Source organism: Janthinobacterium sp. PSPC3-1, from assembly GCF_049896105.1.
Classification (GTDB): Bacteria; Pseudomonadota; Gammaproteobacteria; order Burkholderiales; family Burkholderiaceae_D; genus Janthinobacterium.
On the sequence record NZ_JAFCTQ010000013.1, the window covers coordinates 88,367 to 111,362 of the forward strand.

A 22,996-nucleotide genomic window follows, 5' to 3' on the forward strand; every position below is an offset into this window, starting at 1 on the left:
GCCGTCGTATCCCACTCATGAAATCCATTGCGGGACGCACACACTAATGAAGCCAATCTGGATAGTTGACGACGACGAATCAATCCGCTGGGTGCTGGAAAAAGCCCTGGCCCGTGAAAACCTGGCCACCAAGAGCTTTGCCAATGCGCGCGACGCCATTGCCGCGCTCGAGTTCGATACGCCGCAAGTGCTGGTGTCCGACATCCGCATGCCGGGCGCGTCAGGGCTCGACCTGCTGCAAATGGTCAAGACGCGCTTTCCCGGCTTGCCCGTCATTATCATTACCGCCTTTTCCGACCTCGATTCGGCCGTCGCGGCCTTCCAGGGCGGCGCCTTCGAATACCTGGCCAAGCCCTTCGATATCGACAAGGCCGTCGAGCTGATACGCCGCGCGCTGGAAGAAAGCCTGCGCGAGACCAGCGTCGAGTCGGGGCCGTCGGAAACGCCGGAAATCCTCGGCCAGGCGCCGGCCATGCAGGAAGTGTTTCGCGCCATCGGCCGTTTGTCGCAATCGAACGTGACGGTGCTGATCACCGGTGAATCCGGTTCCGGCAAGGAACTGGTGGCGCGCGCGCTGCACAAGCACAGCCCGCGCGCGGCCCAGCCGTTCATTGCCCTGAACACGGCGGCGATCCCGAAGGATTTGCTGGAATCGGAACTGTTCGGCCACGAACGGGGCGCGTTTACGGGCGCGCAGACGACCCGCCGCGGCCGCTTCGAGCAGGCCGAGAACGGCACCCTGTTTTTGGACGAAATCGGCGACATGCCATTCGACCTGCAGACGCGCTTGCTGCGGGTGCTGTCGGACGGGCATTTCTACCGGGTCGGCGGCCATCAGCCGATGAAGGCCAATGTGCGCGTGATTACCGCCACGCACCAGAACCTCGAGCAGCGCGTGCGCGACGGCCTGTTTCGCGAAGACCTGTATCACCGCCTGAACGTGATCCGGCTGCGCCTGCCCAGTTTGAGGGAGCGGCGCGAAGATATCCCCATTCTGGTGCGCCACTTCCTGGTGCAGAGCGCGCGCCAGCTGGGCGTGGAAGCGAAGCGCATGAGCGAGCCGACCATGCAGTTCCTCAGCAGTCTCGACTTGCCCGGCAACGTGCGCCAGCTGGAAAACCTGTGCAACTGGATCACCGTGATGGCGCCGGGCCAGACGGTGGAAATCAAGGACCTGCCGCTGGAGCTGACGCAAGGGCAGGGCGAGTCGACCGGCATGATCAACCCGCCGGCGCCGCTGCAATCGCACGGCGAGCCGCAGGCCGCCAGCGCGCCGCATGGCGGCCAGGTCTTCGACGCCGCGGCACCGGTCAATGGCGCGCCGCCAGGCTGGATCGGCTTGCTGGAACTGCAGGCGGCCGGCATGCTGGGGGCAGGGCAGCAGGAAGTGATGGCGGTGCTGGGGCGCCAGTTCGAGTCGGCCCTGATCAAGACGGCGCTCAAGCATACGCACGGGCGCAAGAACGACGCCGCCGTGCGCCTGGGCATCGGCCGCAACACCATCACCCGCAAGATCTCGGAACTGGGCATCGACGGCGCCAAGGAAGACTGACCTCGGTACATCGGGCGCGGCCTTCTGCCGCGTCCGCTTTCCCTCCCCCTCGGCGACTTTGCACGCCACACCCCACAAATCAGGCGAACGATAGGGTAAGCTGGCGCCTGCCGGACTGTGTCGTCCGGCGTCAACTTGAACTGTGGAATTGTATGCTGATTAACTGTGTGGCCTACCAGGATGGCAAGAAACTGGCCGACTTGCCGATCGACGATATCAGCGATTACGTGGAACGTCCCGATTGCTTCGTGTGGGTCGCGCTGCTCGACGCCACGCCCGACGAACTGAAACAGATGCAGCACGAATTCTGCCTGCACGAACTGGCGGTGGAAGACGCGCAGCGCGGCCACCAGCGCCCGAAGATCGAGGAATATGGCGATTCGCTGTTTGCGGTCGTCAAAACCGTGGAAATGGTCGGCGACGAGCTGGTGCTGGGCGAAGTCGATATCTTTGTCGGCGCCAACTATGTGCTGTCGTCGCGCAGCAACAGCTCGCAGGGTTTCCTTGGCGTGCGCGCGCGCGCCGAGCGCGAACCGCACCTGCTGCGCCAGGGATCGGCCTTTGTGCTGTATGCGCTGATGGACGCGGTGGTCGACCGTTATTTTCCGGTGCTCGACGCGCTCGAATCCGAGCTGGAGGCGATCGAAGACCGCATGTTCGATTCCGGCACCGAACGCGTCAATATCGAACGGCTGTACCAGTTGAAACGCAAGGTGATGGTGCTGCGCCATGTGGTGGCGCCGCTGATGGAGGCGGTCGGCAAGCTGCACGGCGGCAGGGTGCCGCCGCTGGCGCACGACACGCAGGAATATTTCCGCGACGTCCATGATCACCTGGCGCGCATCAACGGCACGCTCGACTCGATCCGCGACACCATCAGCACGGCGATCCAGGTCAACCTGTCGATGGTGGCCATCGACGAGAGCGAAGTGAACAAGCAACTGGCGGCCTGGGCGGCCATCTTTGCCGTGTTTACCGCCTTTGCCGGCATCTGGGGCATGAACTTCAAATACATGCCGGAACTGGACTGGTACTATGGCTATCCGGCCGCCGTGGCCGTGATGTGCGGCGCCTGCGGCTATATGTATTACCTGTTCAAGCGCTCCGGCTGGCTATAAAAATTTCCGCACATCTGTATTATTTAATAATTTCCGGAGGTACAATCAGCGAGGGTCCGCCTTCGCTGGCCCGCGAGGAGGAACCGCTTGCCGGGCTGTGCAGGAGCATGCATGAGTATTCCGCTGTTTGATGTCAATTCGCAAGAACCCCTGTTCGACCAGGCGCAGCGGCGCACCCTGGCCGAAGCGGCGCTGCGCTCGATTACCGCCTCGACGGCGCATGCGCGCGGTGACGATTTCCTGCGCATCCTGGTGCGCGAGCTGGCCGAAGCGCTCGATGTGCGCTATGTGATCGCCGGCCGCCTGATCCGGCAGGAAGATGGTGGCGAAGCCATCCGCACCCTGGCGCTGTGGGGCGGCGATGGCTACCAGGACAATATCGAATACAGCCTGCGGCACACGCCTTGCCAGGACGTGACCTGCCAGGACATGTGTTTTCACGGCAACGGCATCCAGCGCCGCTTTCCGCTCGATACCATGCTGGTCGACATGCGCGCCGAGAGCTATGTCGGCATGCCCCTGATCGATACGGAAGGGCGTACGCTGGGCATTTTGTCGGCCATCGACACGCGCCCCATCGATGAAGACAAGCGCCTGCTGGCGCTGCTGCTGCTGTCGATTTTTTCGGCCCGTGGCGCGGCCGAGCTGCAGCACCAGGAACGCACGCGCCAGCTGGAAGACATCGTGCGCCAGCGCACGGACTCGCTGCTGGCGGCGCAGGCCAGCCTGCTGGAGCAGGAACAGATGGCGGCGCTCGGTTCGCTGGTGGCCGGCGTCTCGCACGAGGTGAACACGCCGATCGGCGTGGCGCTGACGGCGGCGTCGAGCATGGGCAGTTATGCCGATCAGCTGGTGCAGATGCTGGGCGCGCCGAAAGTCAGCCGTACCGAGCTGATCGACATCGCCCAGGCCTTAACGGGCGCCGCCGCGCTGGTCGAGCGCAACCTGACGCGGGCGGCTGAGCTGATCGGCAATTTCAAGCAACTGGCGGTGGACCAGGCCAGCGAATACGTGGCCGACCTGGTGCTGTACGACTATGTGCACGGCCTGGTGTCGGCGCACAGCCCCGAGCTGCGCAAGTCGGCCCTGCGGGTACAACTCGACATCGACCCCGCCTGCCGCGTGCGCATGGCGTCCGGAAAATTGTCGCAAATCCTGTCGAACCTGCTGATGAACAGTGCCCGCCACGGCTATCCGCACGGCGGTCCGGGCCAGATTACCATCCGCGCCGGTGTCGAAGCGGAGGGTGTCAGGCAGTGGCTGTCGCTGGAATTTTGCGATGACGGCATCGGCCTGGCGCCCGCCGTGCGCGAGCACATGTTCGAACCATTCTTCACCACCAAGCGCGGCCAGGGCGGCTCTGGCCTGGGCATGCATATCGTGCATACCATCGTGCAGCAGCTGGGCGGCCAGGTGCGCGCCATCGACCGCGCCAGCGGCTGCCACATTCATGTCAGGCTGCCGTTGGCAGCCTGACGGCCGGCTTTATTTGGCGGCCGCGATGGACAGCGCCACCGCTTCGGCCACCTTGATGCCATCGACGGCCGCCGACAGGATGCCGCCGGCATAGCCCGCGCCTTCGCCGGCCGGGAACAGGCCGCGCGTGTTCAGGCTTTGCAGGTCGTCGTCGCGGCGCTTGATGCGGATCGGCGACGAGGTGCGCGTTTCCACCCCGGTCAGCACGGCGTCGGCCTTGTAATAGCCCTTGATCTGCTTGTTAAAGGCCGGAAACGCTTCACGCAAGGCCGTGATCGCATATTCGGGCAGGGCGCTGGCCAGGTCGGTCAGGTGCACGGCCGGCTTGTACGACGGCACCACGCTGCCGAACTCGGTCGAGGCGCGGCCGGCCACGAAGTCGCCCACCAGCTGGCCCGGCGCATCGTAGTTGCCGCCACCCAAGGCAAACGCGCGTTCTTCCAGCTCGCGCTGCAGCGCGATGCCGGCCAGCGGGTCGCCGGGATAGTCGGCGGGCGTGATGCCGACCACGATGGCGCTGTTGGCGTTGCGTTCATTGCGCGAATACTGGCTCATGCCGTTCGTCACCAGACGGCCCGGTTCGGACGCGGCCGCCACCACCGTGCCGCCAGGGCACATGCAGAAACTGTAGACCGAGCGGCCATTGCTGGCGTGGTGCACCAGCTTGTAGTCGGCCGCGCCGAGGATGGGGTGGCCGGCGCTGGGGCCGAAGCGGCAGCTGTCGATCAGCGACTGCGGGTGCTCGACGCGGAAACCGATCGAAAACGGTTTTGCCTCGATATACACGCCGCGCTGGTGCAACATTTCAAACGTGTCGCGCGCGCTGTGGCCGATCGCCAGCGCCACGTGGTTGCTGGCAATGGTCTCGCCACTGGCCAGCACCACGCCGCGTACCTGGCCGCCGTCCGGACCCGGCACGATATCGATATCGACCACCTTGCTTTCAAAACGGTATTCGCCGCCCAGGCGCTCGATTTCGGCGCGCATCTCTTCCACCATCTTGACCAGGCGGAAGGTGCCGATATGCGGCTTGCTCACATACATGATCTCTTCGGGCGCGCCGGCCTTGACGAATTCCGTCAGCACCTTGCGGCCATAATGTTTCGGATCCTTGATCTGGCTGTACAGCTTGCCGTCCGAAAAAGTGCCGGCGCCGCCTTCGCCGAACTGCACGTTCGATTCCGGGTTCAGTTCGCGCTTGCGCCAGAAACCGAAGGTGTCGACAGTGCGTTCGCGCACCTGCTTGCCGCGCTCGAGGATGAGCGGGCGCAAGCCCATTTGCGCCAGGATCAGCGCCACGAACAGGCCGCAGGGGCCGGTACCGATGACGATCGGGCGCGGCTCGCTGCTTTGGCCGGCCAGCCGTTCGCCGCCGGCGACGAATTTGTAGCCGGTATCGGGCGCCGGCATCAGATGGATGTCGTGTTGCAGCCGCGCGAGCACGGCGGCTTCATCGCGCACCTCGACGTGCAGCGAGTAGATCAGCACCACGGCGCTGCGCTTGCGGGCGTCATAGCTGCGCTTGAAGACGGTAAAGCCGAGCAGGTCGGCGCTAGCAATGCCCAGGCGCGCCAGGATGGTGGCGGGCAGGGCCGCCTCGTCGTGTTCGAGGGGGAGTTTTACTTCGTTGAGTCGCAACATGGTCAGTATTTTTTTCTAAAATTGCCGGGCTCCGTAGTTAGCGGAGAGTCTGTGCTTCCTCGTTCCAGAAAGCGCAAGGCGTTATTTTACCTTCAGCACATGCTGCTTGTCGGGCTGTTGCAGGCAAAGTGAGCGCAGGCGTGCGCTATCAGTCAGTGTTGTTGTTGCGAGGCGACGATTTTTTTGCGACGGCGGGCTATTGCCAAGGCATGCATATTGATTGCGCAATTACTCGTCGTATTACGTCAAACAGGCATGGCCGATATTCGGGAGTTGATTGAATTGGTATTGCGGATTATAAAAAAACATTCGAAGAAAAAATTGACGCGTGTTTTTATCGATAAACTTCAAGAATGGTTTATCTGAAAATTGAATATGCAAATACAAATTCCAATCCGGGAAATTGTAGTGAGGCCGCACGAATATGGACACTGGTGTATCGGCATATTTGTAAGATCTCCAAAAACAAAATGTAATGGAAAAAGAGAGTATTTCAAAGTGTAATTTCATCATTGTTGTTTTTACGTAACGAAAAATTCATCGCTGGTCGAGTGGCAAGCTCGCGCATCCGCACTGCAGCAAACTGCTTGCTTCCCTCCTGCCGCGACTCATCCCTGCCTTTATTCATGTTTTTGTAAGCGCATTTTTTAAGTATCGATATTCGTTTTATTGCAATGCATCAAATTCGTGCAGCTTTGCACCATTGTGGTATTTCACTTTGGTGCTTTTTTGTTGTTTCCTTACATCATTTTACATCCTGTATTGACACTGCTCAGCGCGCCATGGTTCTATATATCGCTTGGATGGGCTGTTAAATCTCTTCCGAAACCTGTCCCATCAGCGGCAGGGAGAAACATCAACGATTCAAAAACTAAAACCGGAAATAAAAAACGTATTAAACATGATTTAGTGCTTAAAATTTAACGAGCAGCTCTATCAGAGGCGCTTAAATTCTAATAATTAGGAAACCACATGTTGAGAGAAAAAGTTTTAGTTCGCGCTCTGGCGCTTGCGTTCAGTGCCGGAGCCATGTCCACCATGATCGTCGCTCCAGTCATGGCGCAGTCGAATGCCGCAGGTACCATTTTTGGTACGGTCGATGCACCGGCGGGCGCCAGCGTCACGCTGCTGAACCTCGATACCGGCTTGAAACGCACCACCAATGTAGATGCCACTGGCCGCTATACGGTGACGGCACTGCCTATCGGTCGCTACAAGGTTGAGTTGTTGCGCGATGGCAAAATCGTCGATAGCAAGGAAGCCGACGTCGTGATTGGTCAGGGTGTTGATGCTTCGTTCGGTTCGCAAGTACAAGCGGTGCAGGTAACGGGCCGCCGCAACCGTATCGACGTATCCAATACCAACAATGGCGCCATCTTTACGGCCAAGGAACTGGATAAATTGCCAGTTGCCACCAACCTGAGTTCGATCATTCTGCTGGCTCCGAACACCACGCGTGCAGACTCCGCGTATGGCGGCACCAGTATCGGCGGCGGCGGCGCGTCTGAAAATGCTTTTTACGTCAATGGTTTCCCAGTCACCAATCCTCTGACCCAGCTGGGTTCGTCGGAATTGCCGTTTGGTGCGATTGCACAGGCGCAAGTGTTGACGGGCGGTTTTGGCGCGGAATTCGGTCGTTCGATCGGTGGCGTACTGAACGTGACCACCAAGAGCGGTACCAATAACTGGGAATTTGGTGCAACTGCTGCCATTACCCCGAACAAACTGCGCTCCGACGCCAAGAACATCTACTATCCGAACACGGGCGTCAACCCGGACACCGATGGTGCGCTGCATTTCCGTCGCGACACCAGCAAAAGCACCCAGAATTATTATGGCGCATACGTCGGCGGCCCGATCATCCAGGACAAGCTGTTCATGTTTGTCGCAGTTGACCAGACCGCGACGAAAACAGGGATAGGCGCCAGTACCGCCAGCACTACGCTTGAGCGTGATGGCTGGGCTGACCGCCATGTCGAGCAGACCCGCTACCTCGCCAAATTCGACTGGAACATTACCGACAATCATCGTCTGGAATGGACTTCGATCGGCGACACCACCAAGGACCGTCAGCGCAACTATGGCCTGAACGTCGACAGCTATACCTCGAATGGTGTGAAGTATTCGGAACAGAACGACAAGAACGGCGGCGGTAACGGTGCCGAGTCGAATGCGCTGAAGTATACGGGTCAGTTTACCGACGATCTGGTCTTCACCACCTTGTATGGCATTTCCAAGGCGCCACGCAGCACGACGTACGAAGATTATGATGTTAACGGCATTTTGCGCTCCGTCACTTCGACGGTGGCCGGCCGCGTGCCAGAACTCGATGCGCGTAATCTGTATCGCAACTATCAGAAATATTCTGGTGCTACCGGCAATATCACCAAGCCAGGTAGCGATGAAGTGAAATCGTTCCGTGCCGACCTCGAATACAAACTGGGCAATCACACCCTGCGCGTCGGCGTCGACCACAATGAAATTGATTCTGTCAACGCTGGCCAGTTCCGCGCCGGTGGCGGTTCGTGGAGTTATCGCACGGTGGGCGAAGCCAATGCCTTCCGCCCTGTCAATCTGTCGGGCGGTCGTCCGGGCGTGGTCGGTAACTTCAATGGTTACGGCACGCGTGGCTACTACGTGCGTCTGTCGGACTTCTCGAGCGTGACGGATGCTTCGGCAACCCAATCGGCGCAATACCTCGAGGACCGTTACCAGGTGACGAAAAACCTGCTGATCACCGCAGGTATCCGTAACGAGCAATACACCAACCGTAATGGTGACGGTGAAAAATTCATCGACGTGAAAAACCAGATCGCGCCACGTCTGGCCGCATCGTGGGACGTCAATGGCGACGCATCGTTGAAGGTCTTCGGTAGTGCTGGCCGCTATCACTTGCAACTGCCTACCCAGGTTGCTGCCCGTGCCGCCAGCCGCTCGACGCTGATCACGCAGGACTTCACGTACACCGGCATCGATGAGCGTGGCCAGCCGTTGGGCCTGGTTGCCATCAATACCCCTGTGTCGCCGGATAATGAATACGGCCAGCGCAAGGATGTGCGCAGCGTCGTCGTCAAGGACCTCAAGCCGAACTATCAGGATGAAGTCACGCTGGGCTTTGAAAAGGCGTTCAATCCAAGCTTTAACTTTGGCGCCAAAGCGACCTATCGCAAACTCGGTGCCGGTATCGATGATAGCTGCGACACCCGTCCGCTGCGCGCCTATGCTGCCAAAAATGGCATCGCTGTCGAGGCTACGGATATTCCTTGCTTCATCTTCAATCCGGGCGAAGAGGCAACGGTCTGGCTGAATGGCACCGATGGCACTGGCCGTTACGTTACGCTGTCCAAAGAAGAGTTGGGCTTCCCGAAAGTCAAGCGTACCTACGCTGCTGTGGACCTGTTTGCCGAACATCCATTCCGCAATGGCTGGTATGGCAAGATCAACTACACCTGGTCGCGTAGCTATGGCAACATGGAAGGCCAGACCCGTTCCGATACCGGTCAAACCGATGTTGGTACCTCGGCTGGTTGGGATTTCCCGGAATTCACCCCGGATTCGATGGGCTTGTTGCCGAATGATCGTCGCCATCAGTTGAAAGCGTTCGGTTACTACGAGTTCACCAACGAATGGTCGGTTGGCGGCAATCTGCTGATCCAGTCGGGTCGTCCGAAAACCTGCCTGGGTACCAATCCGGTTGCCGATGCGGGAGAAGACAATCCGTACGGCGGTCCTGGTTACGGCGCTGAATACTACTTCTGCGGTGGCGTGCCGACCCCACGTGGCAGCCTTGGCCGCATGCCGGTTGAGAAGCGTCTGGACCTGAACGTGGCATACAAGCCAGCCATCCTGAAAGGCGTGGAGTTCAAGATCGACGTTTTCAACGTGACCAATTCGCAAACTGCGACTGCCCGTCAAGAAACCTATGACGACGGTAGCGGCGAAGGCATCCTGGCCAACTACAACGAAAACCGTACCTTGCAAGCACCACGTACAGTCAAACTGTCGGTGGAATACAACCACAAGTTCTGATCTTTGCAACGAAGCATGGCCTGCAATGCAGGCTGTGCCTGGACATGCATTCGACACCCTCTGCGCAGTTTTGCCCAGGGGGTGTTTTTTTTGACTATGTCACTTTACCGCTGACATGGCTTTTTTTTCCGGTGTTTTCCGGCAAGACATCTGATGCCCAGTCTTGCCGCTTACATGCCGCCCCACAAGGCGCCCAAGATGGCCAGCGCGCTCAAGCCCGCCGTTTCCGTGCGCAGGATGCGCGGTCCCATGGCCAGGCCAATCGCACCGGCCGCGATGGCCGCCTGTTCTTCCGCCTCCGTAAAGCCGCCTTCCGGTCCCACCATCAGCGTGACGGCCTGCGGCGGCTGGTGGCGCGCCCAGTCGGCCAGCGACCGCTGCGCGCGCGGCGTCAATATGATGCGCTTGTGCAGATCCTGCTGGCGGCTCCACTGATTGAACTCCTGCAGCGGCGCCAGCTGCGCCAGGCGGTTGCGTCCGCTTTGCTCCGAGGCCGAGACGATGATGCCCTGCCAGTGCGCCAGTTTCTTTTCGGCCCGCTCGGCGGACAGGCGCACCACGCAGCGCTGGGCCGCCAGCGGCACGATGCCGGCGGCGCCCAGCTCGATTGCCTTTTCGACGATCCAGTCCATTTTGGACGCTTCCGGCAGCGCCTGCGCCAGGGTCACGGCAAACGGCAGCTCGGCTTCGCGCGCGATGTGCGTCTGCACGGCAGCGGTCACGCTGCGCTTGGCGACCGAGACGATGCTGGCCTGCACTTCGCCGCCCTCGCCATTGAACAGGGTGATCAGCTCGCCAGGCGCCAGGCGCACCACCGCGATATGGTGGGCGACGGCCTCGGGCAGGGCGATGGTGGTGCCGGCGACGAGCGGCTGGGGGCAGAAAAAACGCGGCATGCAATTCCTAAACAGGGAAAAAGATGGATAAACAGACACGAAAGTATAGCGAGTTGGCCTGGCAGTACGCTGCAATTCTAATTTGCACTCCCCCAGTCTGGTAAAATAGTTGACTACAAAAGCGGCCGGCCGCCTGTCCGCGCTGCTGCAAACGAATCCCAAACTCGCGACTGACCCACACCACCATGACAACTACGCTCCCGACTACCAAAATGGCCAATGCGATCCGCGCACTGGCAATGGACGCTGTACAAAAGGCTAACTCCGGCCATCCTGGCATGCCGATGGGCATGGCCGAGATCGCAGTTGCCCTGTGGAGTGGGCATTACCGCCACAACCCGGCGAACCCGAAATGGCCGAACCGCGACCGCTTCCTGCTGTCCAACGGCCACGGCTCGATGCTGCACTATTCGCTGCTGCACCTGACCGGCTACGACCTGTCGATGGACGACATCAAGGCCTTCCGCCAGATGCATTCGAAAACCCCGGGCCACCCGGAAGTCGATATCACGCCGGGCGTGGAAACGACCACCGGCCCGCTGGGCCAGGGCCTGGCCAACGCGGTCGGCATGGCGCTGTCCGAACAACTGCTGGCCGCCGAATTCAACAAGCCTGGCCACGACATCGTCAACCACTACACCTACGCCTTTGTCGGCGACGGTTGCCTGATGGAAGGCATTTCGCACGAAGTATGCGCGCTGGCCGGCACCCTGGGCCTGAACAAGCTGATCGCCCTGTACGACGACAACGGCATCTCGATCGACGGCAAGGTCGAAGGCTGGTTTACCGACGACACCCCGGCCCGCTTCGAAGCGTACGGCTGGAATGTGATCCGCGCCGTCGACGGCCATGACGTCGCCGCTGTCGATGCCGCCATTACCGCCGCCAAGTCCGCCACCAAACCGACCCTGATCTGCTGCAAGACCATCATCGGCAAGGGCTCGCCTAACCTGCAGGGCGGCGACAAGGTCCACGGCGCCGCACTGGGCGACAAGGAAATCGCCGCCGTGCGCGAATACATCCAGTGGGATTCGGCACCGTTCGAGATTCCTGCCGAGCAGTACACGGCCTGGGATGCGAAACAGCAGGGCGCCTTGCTGGAAACCGACTGGAACGACCGCTTTGCCGCTTACAGCCGCGAATTCCCGCAGCAGGCCGCCGAATTGTCGCGCCGCATGAAGGGCGACCTGCCGGAAGCGTTTGAAACCGCGCTGGCCGCGGCGATCGCTTCCTGCGTCGAGAAAAAGGAAAACATCGCTACCCGCAAGGCCAGCCAGAACGCGATCCAGGCACTGGCCTCGTCGCTGCCGGAATTTTTGGGCGGCTCGGCCGACCTGACCAGTTCGAACCTGACCAACTGGAAAGAATCGATCCCCGTGCGTTCGGGCAAACCGGGCAACCACGTCAACTACGGCGTGCGCGAATTCGGCATGAGCGCCATCATGAACGGCATCACCCTGCACGGCGGTTACATCCCGTTCGGCGCCACTTTCCTCACGTTCTCCGACTACAGCCGCAATGCGCTGCGCATGGCCGCGCTGATGAAACTGCGCTCGATCTTCGTGTTTACCCACGATTCGATCGGCCTGGGCGAAGACGGCCCGACCCACCAGTCGGTCGAGCACGTCTCGTCGATGCGTCTGATCCCGAATCTGGACAACTGGCGTCCATGCGATACGGTCGAGTCGGCCGTGGCCTGGGGCGCTGCCGTGCGCCGCAAGGATGGCCCGTCGACCCTGATCTTCTCGCGCCAGAACCTGCCGTACCAGGAGCGTTCCAGCGACACCATCGCCAATATCTTCCGCGGCGGCTATGTGCTGAACGATGTGGCCGATGCGAAAGCAATCCTGATCGCCACCGGTTCCGAAGTGGAACTGGCCGTTGCCGCCGCCAGCGCGCTGGCTTCGGAAGGCATCAACGTGCGCGTGGTGTCGATGCCGTCGACCGACGTGTATGACCGCCAGGACGCTGCCTACAAGGCCAGCGTGTTGACCAAAGGCGTGCCGCGCGTGGCGATCGAAGCGGGCGTGACCAGCTTCTGGTACAAATACGTGGGCCTGGAAGGCGCCGTGGTCGGTATCGATACCTTCGGCGAGTCGGCCCCGGCCGGCGTGCTGTTCAAGCATTTCGGTTTCACCGTCGAAAACGTGGTAGCCAAGGTGAAGGCTGTCATCGCCGGATAAGGTAGTTCCGCCGCCAGCGTCCCGCAGATGGACGCGGCGGCAGCAGATTTTTTAATGTGCCAAGTCTTTCTATTTCAATCAGGAGCAGAGTATGACGATCAAAGTTGCAATCAATGGCTACGGCCGTATCGGCCGTAATGTGTTGCGCGCTTTCTACGAAGGCGGCAAGAAACAGGACATCCAGATCGTTGCGATCAACGACCTGGGCGATGCCAAATCGAACGCCCACCTGACCCGCTACGACACCGCGCACGGCAAGTTCCCGGGCACCGTCACCGTCGAAGGCGACAACATGATCGTCAATGGCGATCCGATCCGCGTATTTGCGCAGCGCAATCCTGCTGAAATTCCATGGGGCGAGCTGGGCGTGGACGTGGTGCTCGAGTGCACCGGCTTCTTCACCACCAAGGAAAAAGCGTCGGCTCACCTGAAGGGCGGCGCCAAGAAAGTCATTATCTCCGCACCGGGCGGCAAGGACGTCGATGCCACCATCGTGTTCGGCGTGAACCAGGACGTGCTGAAATCGACCGACACCGTCATCTCGAACGCTTCGTGCACCACCAACTGCCTGGCGCCGCTGGTCAAGCCGCTCAACGACGCGATCGGCATCGAAACCGGCCTGATGACCACCGTGCACGCCTACACCAACGACCAGGTACTGAGCGACGTGATGCATGAAGACCTGCGCCGCGCCCGTTCGGCCACCATGAGCATGATCCCGACCAAGACCGGCGCCGCCGCGGCGGTGGGCCTGGTGCTGCCTGAACTGAATGGCAAGCTGGATGGTTTCGCGATCCGCGTGCCGACCATCAACGTGTCGCTGGTCGACCTGTCCTTCATCGCCAAGCGCGACACCACCGTCGAAGAAATCAATGCCCTGATGAAAACGGCATCGGAAGGCGCGCTGGCAGGCATCCTGACCTACCAGACCGAGCCGCTGGTATCGATCGACTTCAACCACAACCCGGCGTCGTCGAACTTCGATTCGACCCTGACCAAAGTGTCGGGCCGCCTGGTGAAAGTGTCGTCGTGGTACGACAACGAGTGGGGTTTCTCGAACCGCATGCTCGACACCACGGTTGCCCTGATGTCGGCCAAGTAAGCTGCCGAGCCCATGAAAAAACGCCCTTGCGGGCGTTTTTTTTCGTCTGCCATTACGGTCAGTTCTATTGCGCGCCCTCATTGGCGCATTTGTCGTACCAGATCTCGCACGCTTCCTGCACGCCCTGGTAGCAGCTGTTCAGGATGTAGGCGCAGCTTTCCGAAGGAACCGTCGAGCGCACGGCGGCGGCGCTGGAGAAGGAAGCGGCGATGCCGACGGCGGTGGCAAAGACAAATACGGCTTTTTTAATGGAAATCATTTTCTCGCTTTCAAAATTGGACAACGGTAGGGTGTCGCATCAAAAGACCGCCGTGCAGGCCATGTCGGCCGCCAGGCGCAGAAAAATATTAGCATTAAAATCAGTAATTTGTTGCCATGAAGAAAAATATTTTTACCAATGCCCGGTGCGCAGCCGGCGCCGGTAGGCACGCCATAGCTGGCGCGCGTCATGCAGCACCGGCATGCCGGCCAGCAGACTCAAGACGCCGGCGAGGATAATGGTGGCGGCCGGAAAGCCGATATGCTTGAAGGCCAGCGCGCCGCTGACGCCGCCGATAAAAAAGCAGCTGATGACGAGGCTGTGCGTGATCAGCTTGCTGCGGTTGACGCGCACGGGGCCGTCCGGCAGCTGGTGGCGGTTGTAATACAGCATTTTTCCCACTTCGATGCCGATATCGGTCGAGATGCCCGTCACGTGGGTGGTGCGGATGGCGGCGCCCGAGAGCTTGGTGATGATGGCGTTCTGCAGCCCCATCACAAAGCACAGCAGCAGGATGGTGACGGGTCCCAGCACATTCGGCATCGCCGCCAGGTAGTTGCCGGTCAGCCCGAACACCAGCAACAGCAGCGCTTCGAGCAGCAGGCTCATGGCGAACTGGCTGTGCAGCCGGCGCCGGCGGCCCCAGTTCACCATGATGGCGGTCACCGCCGCGCCGCTGACAAAGGCCAGCCAGGCGCCCAGCGCGGCCAGCGCCACCGTCACATTGCCCAGCGCCAGGTCATCGGCCATGCCCGAGACGATGCCCGTCATGTGCGAGGTGTAGCCGCCGATGGCGAGAAAACCGCCCGCATTGACGGCGCCGGCCACCAGCGCCAGCACGCAGCCCAGCTGCAGGTTCGCTTGCGCGTCGCGCGCTGCACCGCTCAATCGAAAAAGGAAATGGAGGGCCATGCAGCGGGCGCAGTATCGTGGGTGCTTATTTGTAGATGCCGGAGCCGACGATCATGTTGTCGACCTTTTCGATATAGCCGGATTTCTGCTCGACCACCTTGGTGATGGGATTGGGCCACTTGAAGTCGACCCAGCCGCGTCCGTCCTTGCTGCCGGCGGTGGCGATCAGCGCCCGGATCACGGCCTTGCCTTCATTGTCCTTCATGTCGATCAGGTTCTTGCCGACCATCTTGGGGTTGTTGCCGTGCGCCAGGGTGAGGCCGTTCATGTCGTACACATAGATATACAGGTCGCGGTCATGGAAGCTGGTGTTGGCCGGATCGCTGATCGCGGCAAAGGCCTTGTCCTTGCCGTCGGCCTTGATCATGGCCACGGCGCGCTTGGTCATGGCGATGGCCTCGTCGGCCGTGCCCTTGGGCGCCGCCCATGCCGCCTGGGCGGCGCAGACGAGAAAGCCGGCGAGCAGGGCGTGCACGCCCGTTTTGACACATGTATTCATTGCTGTCTCCTGGGATGATCGGCAACCCCGGCGCGGCCTGTACGGCACTACTGGGAAGCGAAGTTGCCTGTTTGCATCATACGCCGCTGTTCTATTTACGCAATCACACTGGCAAAGATGGTGTGCCATAAACGCATCACATGGTCGGCATGCACTTGTACCCGCTCGGGCGCCACGCGTGCCAGGTCCTGCCCCTGCAGGCGCAGCTGGTGCTGCAGCTTGCGCAGCGCGCGGTAGGCGTCGGCCACGCCGGCGGCCAGGGTGGCGTCGATCAGACCCAGTTCGCCGCATAAACGCAGCAGGGCGATATTGCCCGCGTTGGCTGTCAGCTGCGGATAGCGCGCCGCGTGCTGCAGCACCAGGTATTGCACCATGAACTCGATATCGATCATGCCGCCCGGGTCCTGCTTCAGGTCAAAACTGCCGGGGCGCGGCGGATGGGCGTCGATCATGCGCTTGCGCATCGCCACCACCTCGCCCTTGAGCGGGCCGTTTTCGGGACGCTCCTTGCGCAGGATGCTGTCGCGGATGCGCTCGAAATGCTTGCCGATGGTGACGTCGCCGGCGCAAAAGCGCGCCCGCGTCAGCGCCTGGTGTTCCCATACCCAGGCCGCGCTGCCCTGGTAGCGCTCGAAGGCCTGCACGCTGGACACCAGCATGCCCGACGCGCCGTCCGGGCGCAGCGCGATATCGATATCGAACAGGATGCCGGCCGAGGTATGCGAGGTCATCCAGGTAATAAAGCGCTGCGCCAGCTTGGCGTACAGGCCGGGCGCTTCCTGGTCGTCGTCATCGAACAGGAAAATGACGTCGAGGTCGGATACATAGCCCAGTTCCTTGCCGCCCAGCTTGCCATACGCGATGACGGCGAATTTCGGCACTTCGCGGTGGCGCGTGGGCAGGGTCTGCCAGACGGCCTGCACGGTGGCGGCGACGATGATGTCGGCCAGCTGCGACAGATAATCGGCCAGCTTTTCCACGCTCAGGTCGCCCGCCAGGTCCTGCGCCAGGCACTGGAACAGCTGCGCGTGATGGGTTTCGCGCAAAATATCCATCTGCCGCTCGGTGTCGCCGGGCGCGTCGTCGAGCTGGCGCTGCAGGTCGAGCGCCAGCGCGGCGGGGTCGGGCACGCTGTGGCGGATGCGTTCATCGAGCAGTTCGTCGAGCAGGATAGGATGTTGCGTGAGGAAGGTGGCGGCCCAGCCGCTGGCGCACACCATGCGCACCACGCGTTCCAGGGTATGCGGGTATTCGGTCAGCAGCGACAGATAGGCCGAGCGGCGCGCGATCGCTTCCAGGAAATCGAGCAGCCGGCCCAGGGTGGCCAGCTGGCTGGCGTTGCCGTTGGACATGGAGCAGTCGGTGATCAACGGCAGGGCGGCATTGACCAGCGCGACCAGGCGCGTGCGGCTCGCTTCGGGCAGCGACTGCAGCCGCGGCGCCTGCCAGGTGGCCAGCAGCCGGCGCGCGCAGGCGGCCGGCTCGTGAAAGCCCAGCGCGGCGAAGCGCGCTTCGATGGCTTCCTGCTGGTCCGAGGCGGCGCAGTCGTTCGAGGCCTGCGGGTCGATGCCGGTGTCGGCCGGCGGCGCGCCGCTGGTCTTGTCGCTGAACATTTCATCGAACTGGCCGGCGACGAACACGCGGTGCGCTTCAAGCTGGGCCAGCAGGGTGGCCGTATCGGGCAGACCCATCATCTGCGCCACCACCAGGCGGTCGGCCTCGCTGGCGGGCAGGGTGTGGGTCTGCGCATCGTCGAGGTATTGCAGCCGGTGTTCCAGGTTGCGCAAAAAGGAATACGAGGCCAGCAGTTTTTCCACGATGGCCGGTTCCAGATATCCCTTTTCGGCCACCGTGCGCAAGGTGGCGCGCGTGGAGCGCTCGCGCAGCTCGGCGTCGCGTCCGCCGCGTATCAACTGGAATACCTGCGCCAAAAATTCGATTTCGCGGATGCCGCCACGGCCCAGCTTGACGTTGTTGCTGCGGTCCGGGTGCAGCCGCTCCTGGCGGTTGACCTCGGCGCGGATCTGGCCATGCATGTTGCGGATCGCATCGATCACGCCGAAGTCCAGGTAGCGGCGGAACACGAAGGGGCGCACGATCGCGTCCAGCGACGCGATGTCTTCCGGCTTGCCGGTGACGGCGCGCGCCTTGACCCAGGCATAGCGCTCCCATTCGCGGCCCTGCACGATCAGATATTGTTCCACCATTCCCAGGCTGGCGGCCAGCGGTCCCGAGTTGCCGTTCGGCCGCAGCGCCATGTCGACGCGGAAGGTAAAGCCGTCCTGCGTGATTTCGGCCAGGGCGGCGATCAGCTTCTTGCCCATGCGAATGAAAAACTCGTGGTTCGACAGGCTGCGCTGGCCCGGCTGGGTCGCTTGCGTATCGCCATCCTCCGGGTAGACGAAGATCAGGTCGATGTCGGACGACACATTGAGTTCGCCGCCGCCCTGCTTGCCCATCGCCAGCACCATCAGTTCCTGAGGCTGGCCCGACTCCTCGCCCACCGGCATGCCGTGCGCGGCCACCATCTCGGCCATGATGGCGTCGCAGTGGCGGCCGATGGCGAAGTCGGCAAAGCCCGTCATGGCGGTGACCACCTCGTGCAGGTCGGCCTGGCCGTCCAGGTCGCGCGCGATCAGGCCGCATACCAGCAGGTTGCGCAGCTGGCGCATGGCGCGCTCGAGCGGCAGCGGCGGCGTGGCGGCGTTGGCCAGGCGGGCCAGTTCCACGGCAAAATCGAGACCGTCGAGCGGCATGCCGACCAGCTGCGCGGCTTGCGCGGCGCGTTCCGGGGCGGCATTGAGCCAGCGCTGGTAAAAGCGCGAGGCGGAAGTCAGGGACGGGTGGCTCATGGTGGCGGTTTCTATGGTGTTGATCGGTTATCGTGGCTAAAGTGCGTACTTTGTCGCCGGGCTTGCCTGCGCACGGCAGGGGATGCGGTAAAATTGGGCCGCTGCACAGTTTGCCCGGCACTGCCTGGCAGTGTGCGTGCTCTCCCGGACGATGGTAAGGGAGGCTCAGTCCGGATGCAAGTGCAAGGATGACGCCAGCAGCATGGCAAGCCCCAGGAAACCAGGCGATTTTGCCATTATTTGACGCCAGGCCAGTTTATTAGCTTATTGATGCAAAAATCGCCAGAAGCAAGCCCGACAGAACATATGCCGCTGGCCCTGCGCTGGCGGCGGCTGCGTGCCGCCTGGCGCATGGCCAACCTGGCCACCCACCACGCGCTCGGTTTTGCCGTCAAGGCGGTGGTGCTGGCGTATTTCGCGTTTGCCATCCTGTTCCTGTTCCTGCGCTACGCCATCCTGCCGAATATCGATTATTACAAAGGTGATATCGAACAGGCCGCCAGCCGCGCGCTGGGCAACCCCGTCAGCATCGCCCGCGTGTATGCCTCCTGGCATGGCTTGCGGCCCAATCTGTTCCTCGGCGACGTCACCCTGCGCGACCAGGCGGGCCGGCCGGCCTTGAGCGTGCCCAGTATTTCGGCCACCGTGTCGTGGTGGAGCGTGCTCGGTTCGGTGCGTTTCGAACGGCTGGAAATCACGCGCCCGGACCTGGATGTGCGGCGCAGCAAGGATGGCGCCCTGTATGTGGCCGGCGTGCTGGTCGACAACAAGGCGCAAGGCGATGGCAAGGGCGCCGACTGGCTGCTGTCGCAGCATGACGTGATCATCCGCGACGGCCGCGTGCGCTGGACGGACGAGCTGCGCGGCACGCCCGAACTGGCGCTCGAGCAGGTCAACCTGCTGCTGCGCAACCGCTGGCGCAGCCACCGCCTGGGTTTGCAGGCCACGCCGCCGGTCAGCCTGGCCGCGCCCATCGATGTGCGCGCCCACTTCACCCATCCCGCCTTCAGCACGCGCATTTCCGATGTGTCGATGTGGAAGGGCGAGCTGTACGCCGACCTGAAGAATGCCGACCTGGCCGCCTGGCGCGCTTATCTCGACTACCCGTTCGAACTGAGCCAGGGCAAGGGCGCCTTGCGCGCCTGGCTGAACCTCGACCATGCGCGCCTGGCCGGCTTCACGGCCGATGCCAGCCTGAGCGATGTGCAAGCCCGGCTGGGCAAGGACATTCCCGCGCTTGATCTGTTGAGCGTCAGCGGGCGCGTATCGGCCAAGGAGACCTTGTCGGCCTCGGCGCCGGACGGCAAGCCGACGTTTGGCGCCAACGGCCACCAGGTGGAACTGGCCAATTTTGCGCTGGAAACGCGCGACGGCCTGAGCCTGCCACCGACCACCTTGTCCGAACGTTATGTGGCCGCCACCAAACGCCAGCCGGCACAGACGCAGATCACGGCCAAGGCCCTGGACTTGCAGACCCTGGCCGCGCTGGCCGAAAAATTGCCCTTGAGCGTGGCGCAGCGCGCCCAGCTGGCGGCACTGGCGCCGCGCGGGCGCCTGCAGGATTTTTCGGCCGAGTGGCAGGGCGATGTCGCCAGCGCCAGCAGCTATCGGCTGCGCGGCCGCCTGCTGGGACTGGGACTGAACGCCCAGCCGGCGCGCCTGGCGATGGAAAAAACCGCCAGCAGCCCCGCGCAGGCGGCGGCGCCCGCGATTCCCGGCTTTGAGAATCTGAGCGGCAGCATCGACGCCAGCGAGCAGGGCGGCCAGATCGAGATCGACGCGCAGGACTTGTTGCTGCAGTTTCCTTCCTATCTGACAGAACCTGCCTTGCCGTTCGAGCAATTCCAGATGAAGGCGCGCTGGGCCTTCGAAGCGGACAATATGCTGCAGGTGGACCTGGCGCAGCTGGCGTTCAACCAGCAAGGCCTGCGCGCCAACCTGCGCGGCACGCACCGCATGCCGCTCGACGGCAAGAACCTGGGTCAGGTCGACCTGACCGGCACGCTGGACAATTTTGAAATCAACACCATCGGCCGCTACCTGCCGCTGCAGACACCGGAACACCTGCGCCACTGGCTGACCGGCGCGCTCGAAGGCGGCGTGGCGCGCGACGTCACCTTGCGTCTGCGCGGGGAACTGGAACACTTTCCGTTCAAGGCCGATACGCCCGCCCAGCGCAAGCAGGGCGAGTTCCGCGTGGCCGGCAAGATCGACAATGGCACGCTCAATTACGCGCCCGGTGAATTTGCCGAAAGCGGCCCGCTGGCCGGCAAGGCGCCGCTGTGGCCGAAAGCGGAAAAGATCAAGGGCAGTTTTGTGTTCGAGCGCGCGCGCATGGAAATTCGCGGCGACACGGCCACCACCGGCGGCGTGGCGCTGGCCAACGTGAAAGCCGTGATACCCGACCTGACCGTCTTCGACACCCTGCTCGATATCGAAGGCAATGCGGCGGGCCCGATGCAGGAATTCCTCAAATACGTCAGCGCCAGCCCGGTGCTGGCCTGGATCGACCATTTTACCGACGAGACCACGGCCACCGGCAATGCGAAGCTGGCGTTGAAACTGCACCTGCCGATCGAGCGCATGCTGGAAGCGAAAGTGCAGGGCGGCCTGCAGCTGGCCGGCAACGACGTGGTGCTGTTCAACGACCTGCCGCCGGTGCTGGGCGCGCAGGGCAAGATCGAGTTCAATGAAAAAGGCGTCAACCTGAATGGCCTGAACGGCAACCTGCTCGGCGGGCCGCTGGCCATCTCGGGCGGCACCCAGCCCGACAACTCGATCCAGGTCAAGATAGGCGGCGCCATGACGATCGACGGCTTGCGCAAAACCTACCCCGCGCCGGTGCTGCAGCGGCTGGCAAAACACCTGAATGGCGGCGCCCGTTACAGCGGCCTGATCACGGCGCGCGACCATCAGCTGGTGGTCAGCGTCGACAGCAGCCTGGCGGGCCTGGGTCTGGACTTCCCGGCGCCCTTGAAAAAGCCGGCCGCCGACAGCATGCCCGTGAAATTCACCTTGAGCGCGAATGCCGCCAATGCGGCCGGCTTGCGCACCGACGAGATCCGCATCGCATTGGGGACCGGCCTGGCCGCGCGCTACCAGCGCCAGAAGCAGGGCAAGGAACCATGGCGATTGGTGCACGGCGGCATCGGCGTGAATACGCCAGCGCCCGAACCGGACACCGGCATGATGCTCAATGTGAACCTGAAGACGTTTGATGTCGACAGCTGGATCGCCGCCGGCAGCGCGATTGCCGGCAGCGGCGCTGCGCCGGCCGACGCCGCAGCCGATGACGACGCGCCCGATATCGCCCAGTATGTGGTGCCCGACATGATGGCCGCGCGCGCCGGCGAACTGATGCTGGGCGAGCGCAAGCTGGAAAACGTCGTGGTCGGCGCCACCCATCAGAAAGACGTATGGCAGGCCAATATCGACGCCAAGCAGGTGTCGGGCTACGTCACCTGGCTGGAAACGCCGTCGGGCCTGGGCAAGATGACGGCCCGGCTGTCGTCGCTGATCATTCCCGAGTCGGCCGCGAATGACGTGAAAAGCCTGCTCGAAGGTAAAAGCAGCGCGCAATCGATTCCTTCGCTCGATATCGTTGCCGAGCGTTTCGAGTTATTCAACAAGCAGATCGGCCGGCTGGAATTGCAGGCCTATAACACCATGGCCGCCAGCGGGCGCGAGTGGCGGGTCGGCAAGCTGCTGCTGGCCAATGCCGATGGCGCCCTCAGCGGCAACGGCAAATGGGTGGTCAAGGATGGGCAAAGCACCACCAGCTTGCGCTTCGGCCTCGATATCGTCGATGCAGGCAAGCTGCTCGACCGTTTCGGCTTTGCCGACACCGTGCGCCGCGGCAAGGGCAAACTGAGTGGCGACATCGCCTGGAACGGCTTGCCGTATTCGCTCGACATTCCCACCCTGTCGGGCCAGATCGAGATGAACGTGGAATCGGGCCAGTTCCTCAAGCAGGATCCGGGCGCGGCCAAGCTGTTGGGCGTGCTCAGCCTGCAAGCCTTGCCGCGTTTGCTGAAACTCGATTTCCACGATGTGTTTTCGGAAGGGCTGGCGTTTGACGGCATCACGGCCAACGCCAGCATCAAGCGCGGCGTGGTGACCACCGACAACCTCAAAATGCATGGCGTGGCGGCCACCGTGCTGATGGACGGCACGGCCGATATCGCCAACGAAACCACCAATCTGCACGTGGTGGTGATCCCCGAATTCAACCTGGGCACGGGGCCGCTGGTGTATGCGCTGGCGGTCAATCCGGTGATCGGCATCGGCAGCTTCCTGGCGCAATTGTTCCTGCGCGCGCCCGTGATGAAGGCGCTGACCTATCATATGCAGATCGCCGGACCGTGGAAGTCGCCCGTGGTGACCAAGCTCGATAGTGGTAAATTGGAGCCCACCATCACGCTGCCGGCGTCCGTGCCGGCCGCGGCGCAATAGACCAGGCAATAGTCGAACACAGGGG

General features: G+C 62.1%; 13 protein-coding genes. 7 read left to right on the top strand and 6 right to left on the bottom strand.

Annotation, left to right across the window (positions count from 1 at the left end; genetic code table 11):
* Positions 1–46 precede the first annotated feature (46 nt).
* The 3 genes from ntrC (at position 47) to ACP7B7_RS15695 (ending at position 4,146) form a co-directional block, all read left to right on the top strand.
* Positions 47–1,552: a nitrogen regulation protein NR(I) gene (gene ntrC, locus ACP7B7_RS15685; RefSeq protein ID WP_308922841.1), complete on the top strand. Its 1,506-nt coding sequence runs from the start codon at positions 47–49 to the stop codon at positions 1,550–1,552.
* Positions 1,553–1,704: 152 nt separating this feature from the next.
* The gene (gene corA, locus ACP7B7_RS15690) at positions 1,705–2,670 is read left to right on the top strand and encodes a magnesium/cobalt transporter CorA (RefSeq protein WP_426077245.1); all 966 of its coding nucleotides are present in this window, start codon (positions 1,705–1,707) and stop codon (positions 2,668–2,670) included.
* 111 nt (positions 2,671–2,781) lie between these two features.
* Positions 2,782–4,146 (top strand): ATP-binding protein, encoded by a 1,365-nt coding sequence (locus ACP7B7_RS15695; protein WP_426077246.1) that lies wholly within the window; start codon positions 2,782–2,784, stop codon positions 4,144–4,146.
* Positions 4,147–4,155: 9 nt separating this feature from the next.
* Here the strand turns inward: ACP7B7_RS15695 and ACP7B7_RS15700 are convergent, their stop codons facing one another.
* Positions 4,156–5,787, bottom strand: a complete 1,632-nt coding sequence (locus ACP7B7_RS15700; RefSeq protein ID WP_426077247.1) for an NAD(P)/FAD-dependent oxidoreductase — start codon at positions 5,785–5,787, stop codon at positions 4,156–4,158.
* Positions 5,788–6,759: 972 nt separating this feature from the next.
* Here ACP7B7_RS15700 and ACP7B7_RS15705 point away from each other — a divergent pair.
* On the top strand, positions 6,760–9,816 hold the full coding sequence (locus ACP7B7_RS15705) for a TonB-dependent receptor (RefSeq protein ID WP_426077248.1): 3,057 nt from the start codon (positions 6,760–6,762) through the stop codon (positions 9,814–9,816).
* A gap of 170 nt (positions 9,817–9,986) precedes the next feature.
* Here the strand turns inward: ACP7B7_RS15705 and ACP7B7_RS15710 are convergent, their stop codons facing one another.
* Positions 9,987–10,712 carry a 16S rRNA (uracil(1498)-N(3))-methyltransferase gene (locus tag ACP7B7_RS15710; protein ID WP_426077249.1) on the bottom strand — a complete coding sequence of 242 codons (726 nt, stop codon included), beginning with the start codon at positions 10,710–10,712 and terminating at the stop codon, positions 9,987–9,989.
* 185 nt (positions 10,713–10,897) lie between these two features.
* Here ACP7B7_RS15710 and tkt point away from each other — a divergent pair, with 185 nt between their 5' ends.
* Positions 10,898–12,895 carry a transketolase gene (gene tkt, locus ACP7B7_RS15715; RefSeq protein ID WP_426077250.1) on the top strand — a complete coding sequence of 666 codons (1,998 nt, stop codon included), beginning with the start codon at positions 10,898–10,900 and terminating at the stop codon, positions 12,893–12,895.
* Between the two features lie 91 nt (positions 12,896–12,986).
* On the top strand, positions 12,987–13,997 hold the full coding sequence (gene gap, locus ACP7B7_RS15720; RefSeq protein ID WP_426077251.1) for a type I glyceraldehyde-3-phosphate dehydrogenase: 1,011 nt from the start codon (positions 12,987–12,989) through the stop codon (positions 13,995–13,997).
* A 64-nt stretch (positions 13,998–14,061) separates the two neighbouring features.
* Here the strand turns inward: gap and ACP7B7_RS15725 are convergent, their stop codons facing one another.
* From ACP7B7_RS15725 to glnE, 4 genes are all read right to left on the bottom strand, one after another.
* A complete protein-coding gene (locus ACP7B7_RS15725; protein ID WP_426077252.1) occupies positions 14,062–14,256 on the bottom strand; it encodes a hypothetical protein in 195 nt (64 codons plus the stop codon).
* A 132-nt stretch (positions 14,257–14,388) separates the two neighbouring features.
* Positions 14,389–15,168 carry a YoaK family protein gene (locus tag ACP7B7_RS15730; RefSeq protein ID WP_426077253.1) on the bottom strand — a complete coding sequence of 260 codons (780 nt, stop codon included), beginning with the start codon at positions 15,166–15,168 and terminating at the stop codon, positions 14,389–14,391.
* A 25-nt stretch (positions 15,169–15,193) separates the two neighbouring features.
* A complete protein-coding gene (locus ACP7B7_RS15735; protein ID WP_426077254.1) occupies positions 15,194–15,667 on the bottom strand; it encodes a cache domain-containing protein in 474 nt (157 codons plus the stop codon).
* A gap of 95 nt (positions 15,668–15,762) precedes the next feature.
* On the bottom strand, positions 15,763–18,519 hold the full coding sequence (gene glnE, locus ACP7B7_RS15740) for a bifunctional [glutamate--ammonia ligase]-adenylyl-L-tyrosine phosphorylase/[glutamate--ammonia-ligase] adenylyltransferase (RefSeq protein ID WP_426077255.1): 2,757 nt from the start codon (positions 18,517–18,519) through the stop codon (positions 15,763–15,765).
* 270 nt (positions 18,520–18,789) lie between these two features.
* Here glnE and ACP7B7_RS15745 point away from each other — a divergent pair, with 270 nt between their 5' ends.
* Positions 18,790–22,971, top strand: a complete 4,182-nt coding sequence (locus ACP7B7_RS15745) for a YhdP family protein (RefSeq protein WP_426077256.1) — start codon at positions 18,790–18,792, stop codon at positions 22,969–22,971.
* Positions 22,972–22,996 lie beyond the last annotated feature (25 nt).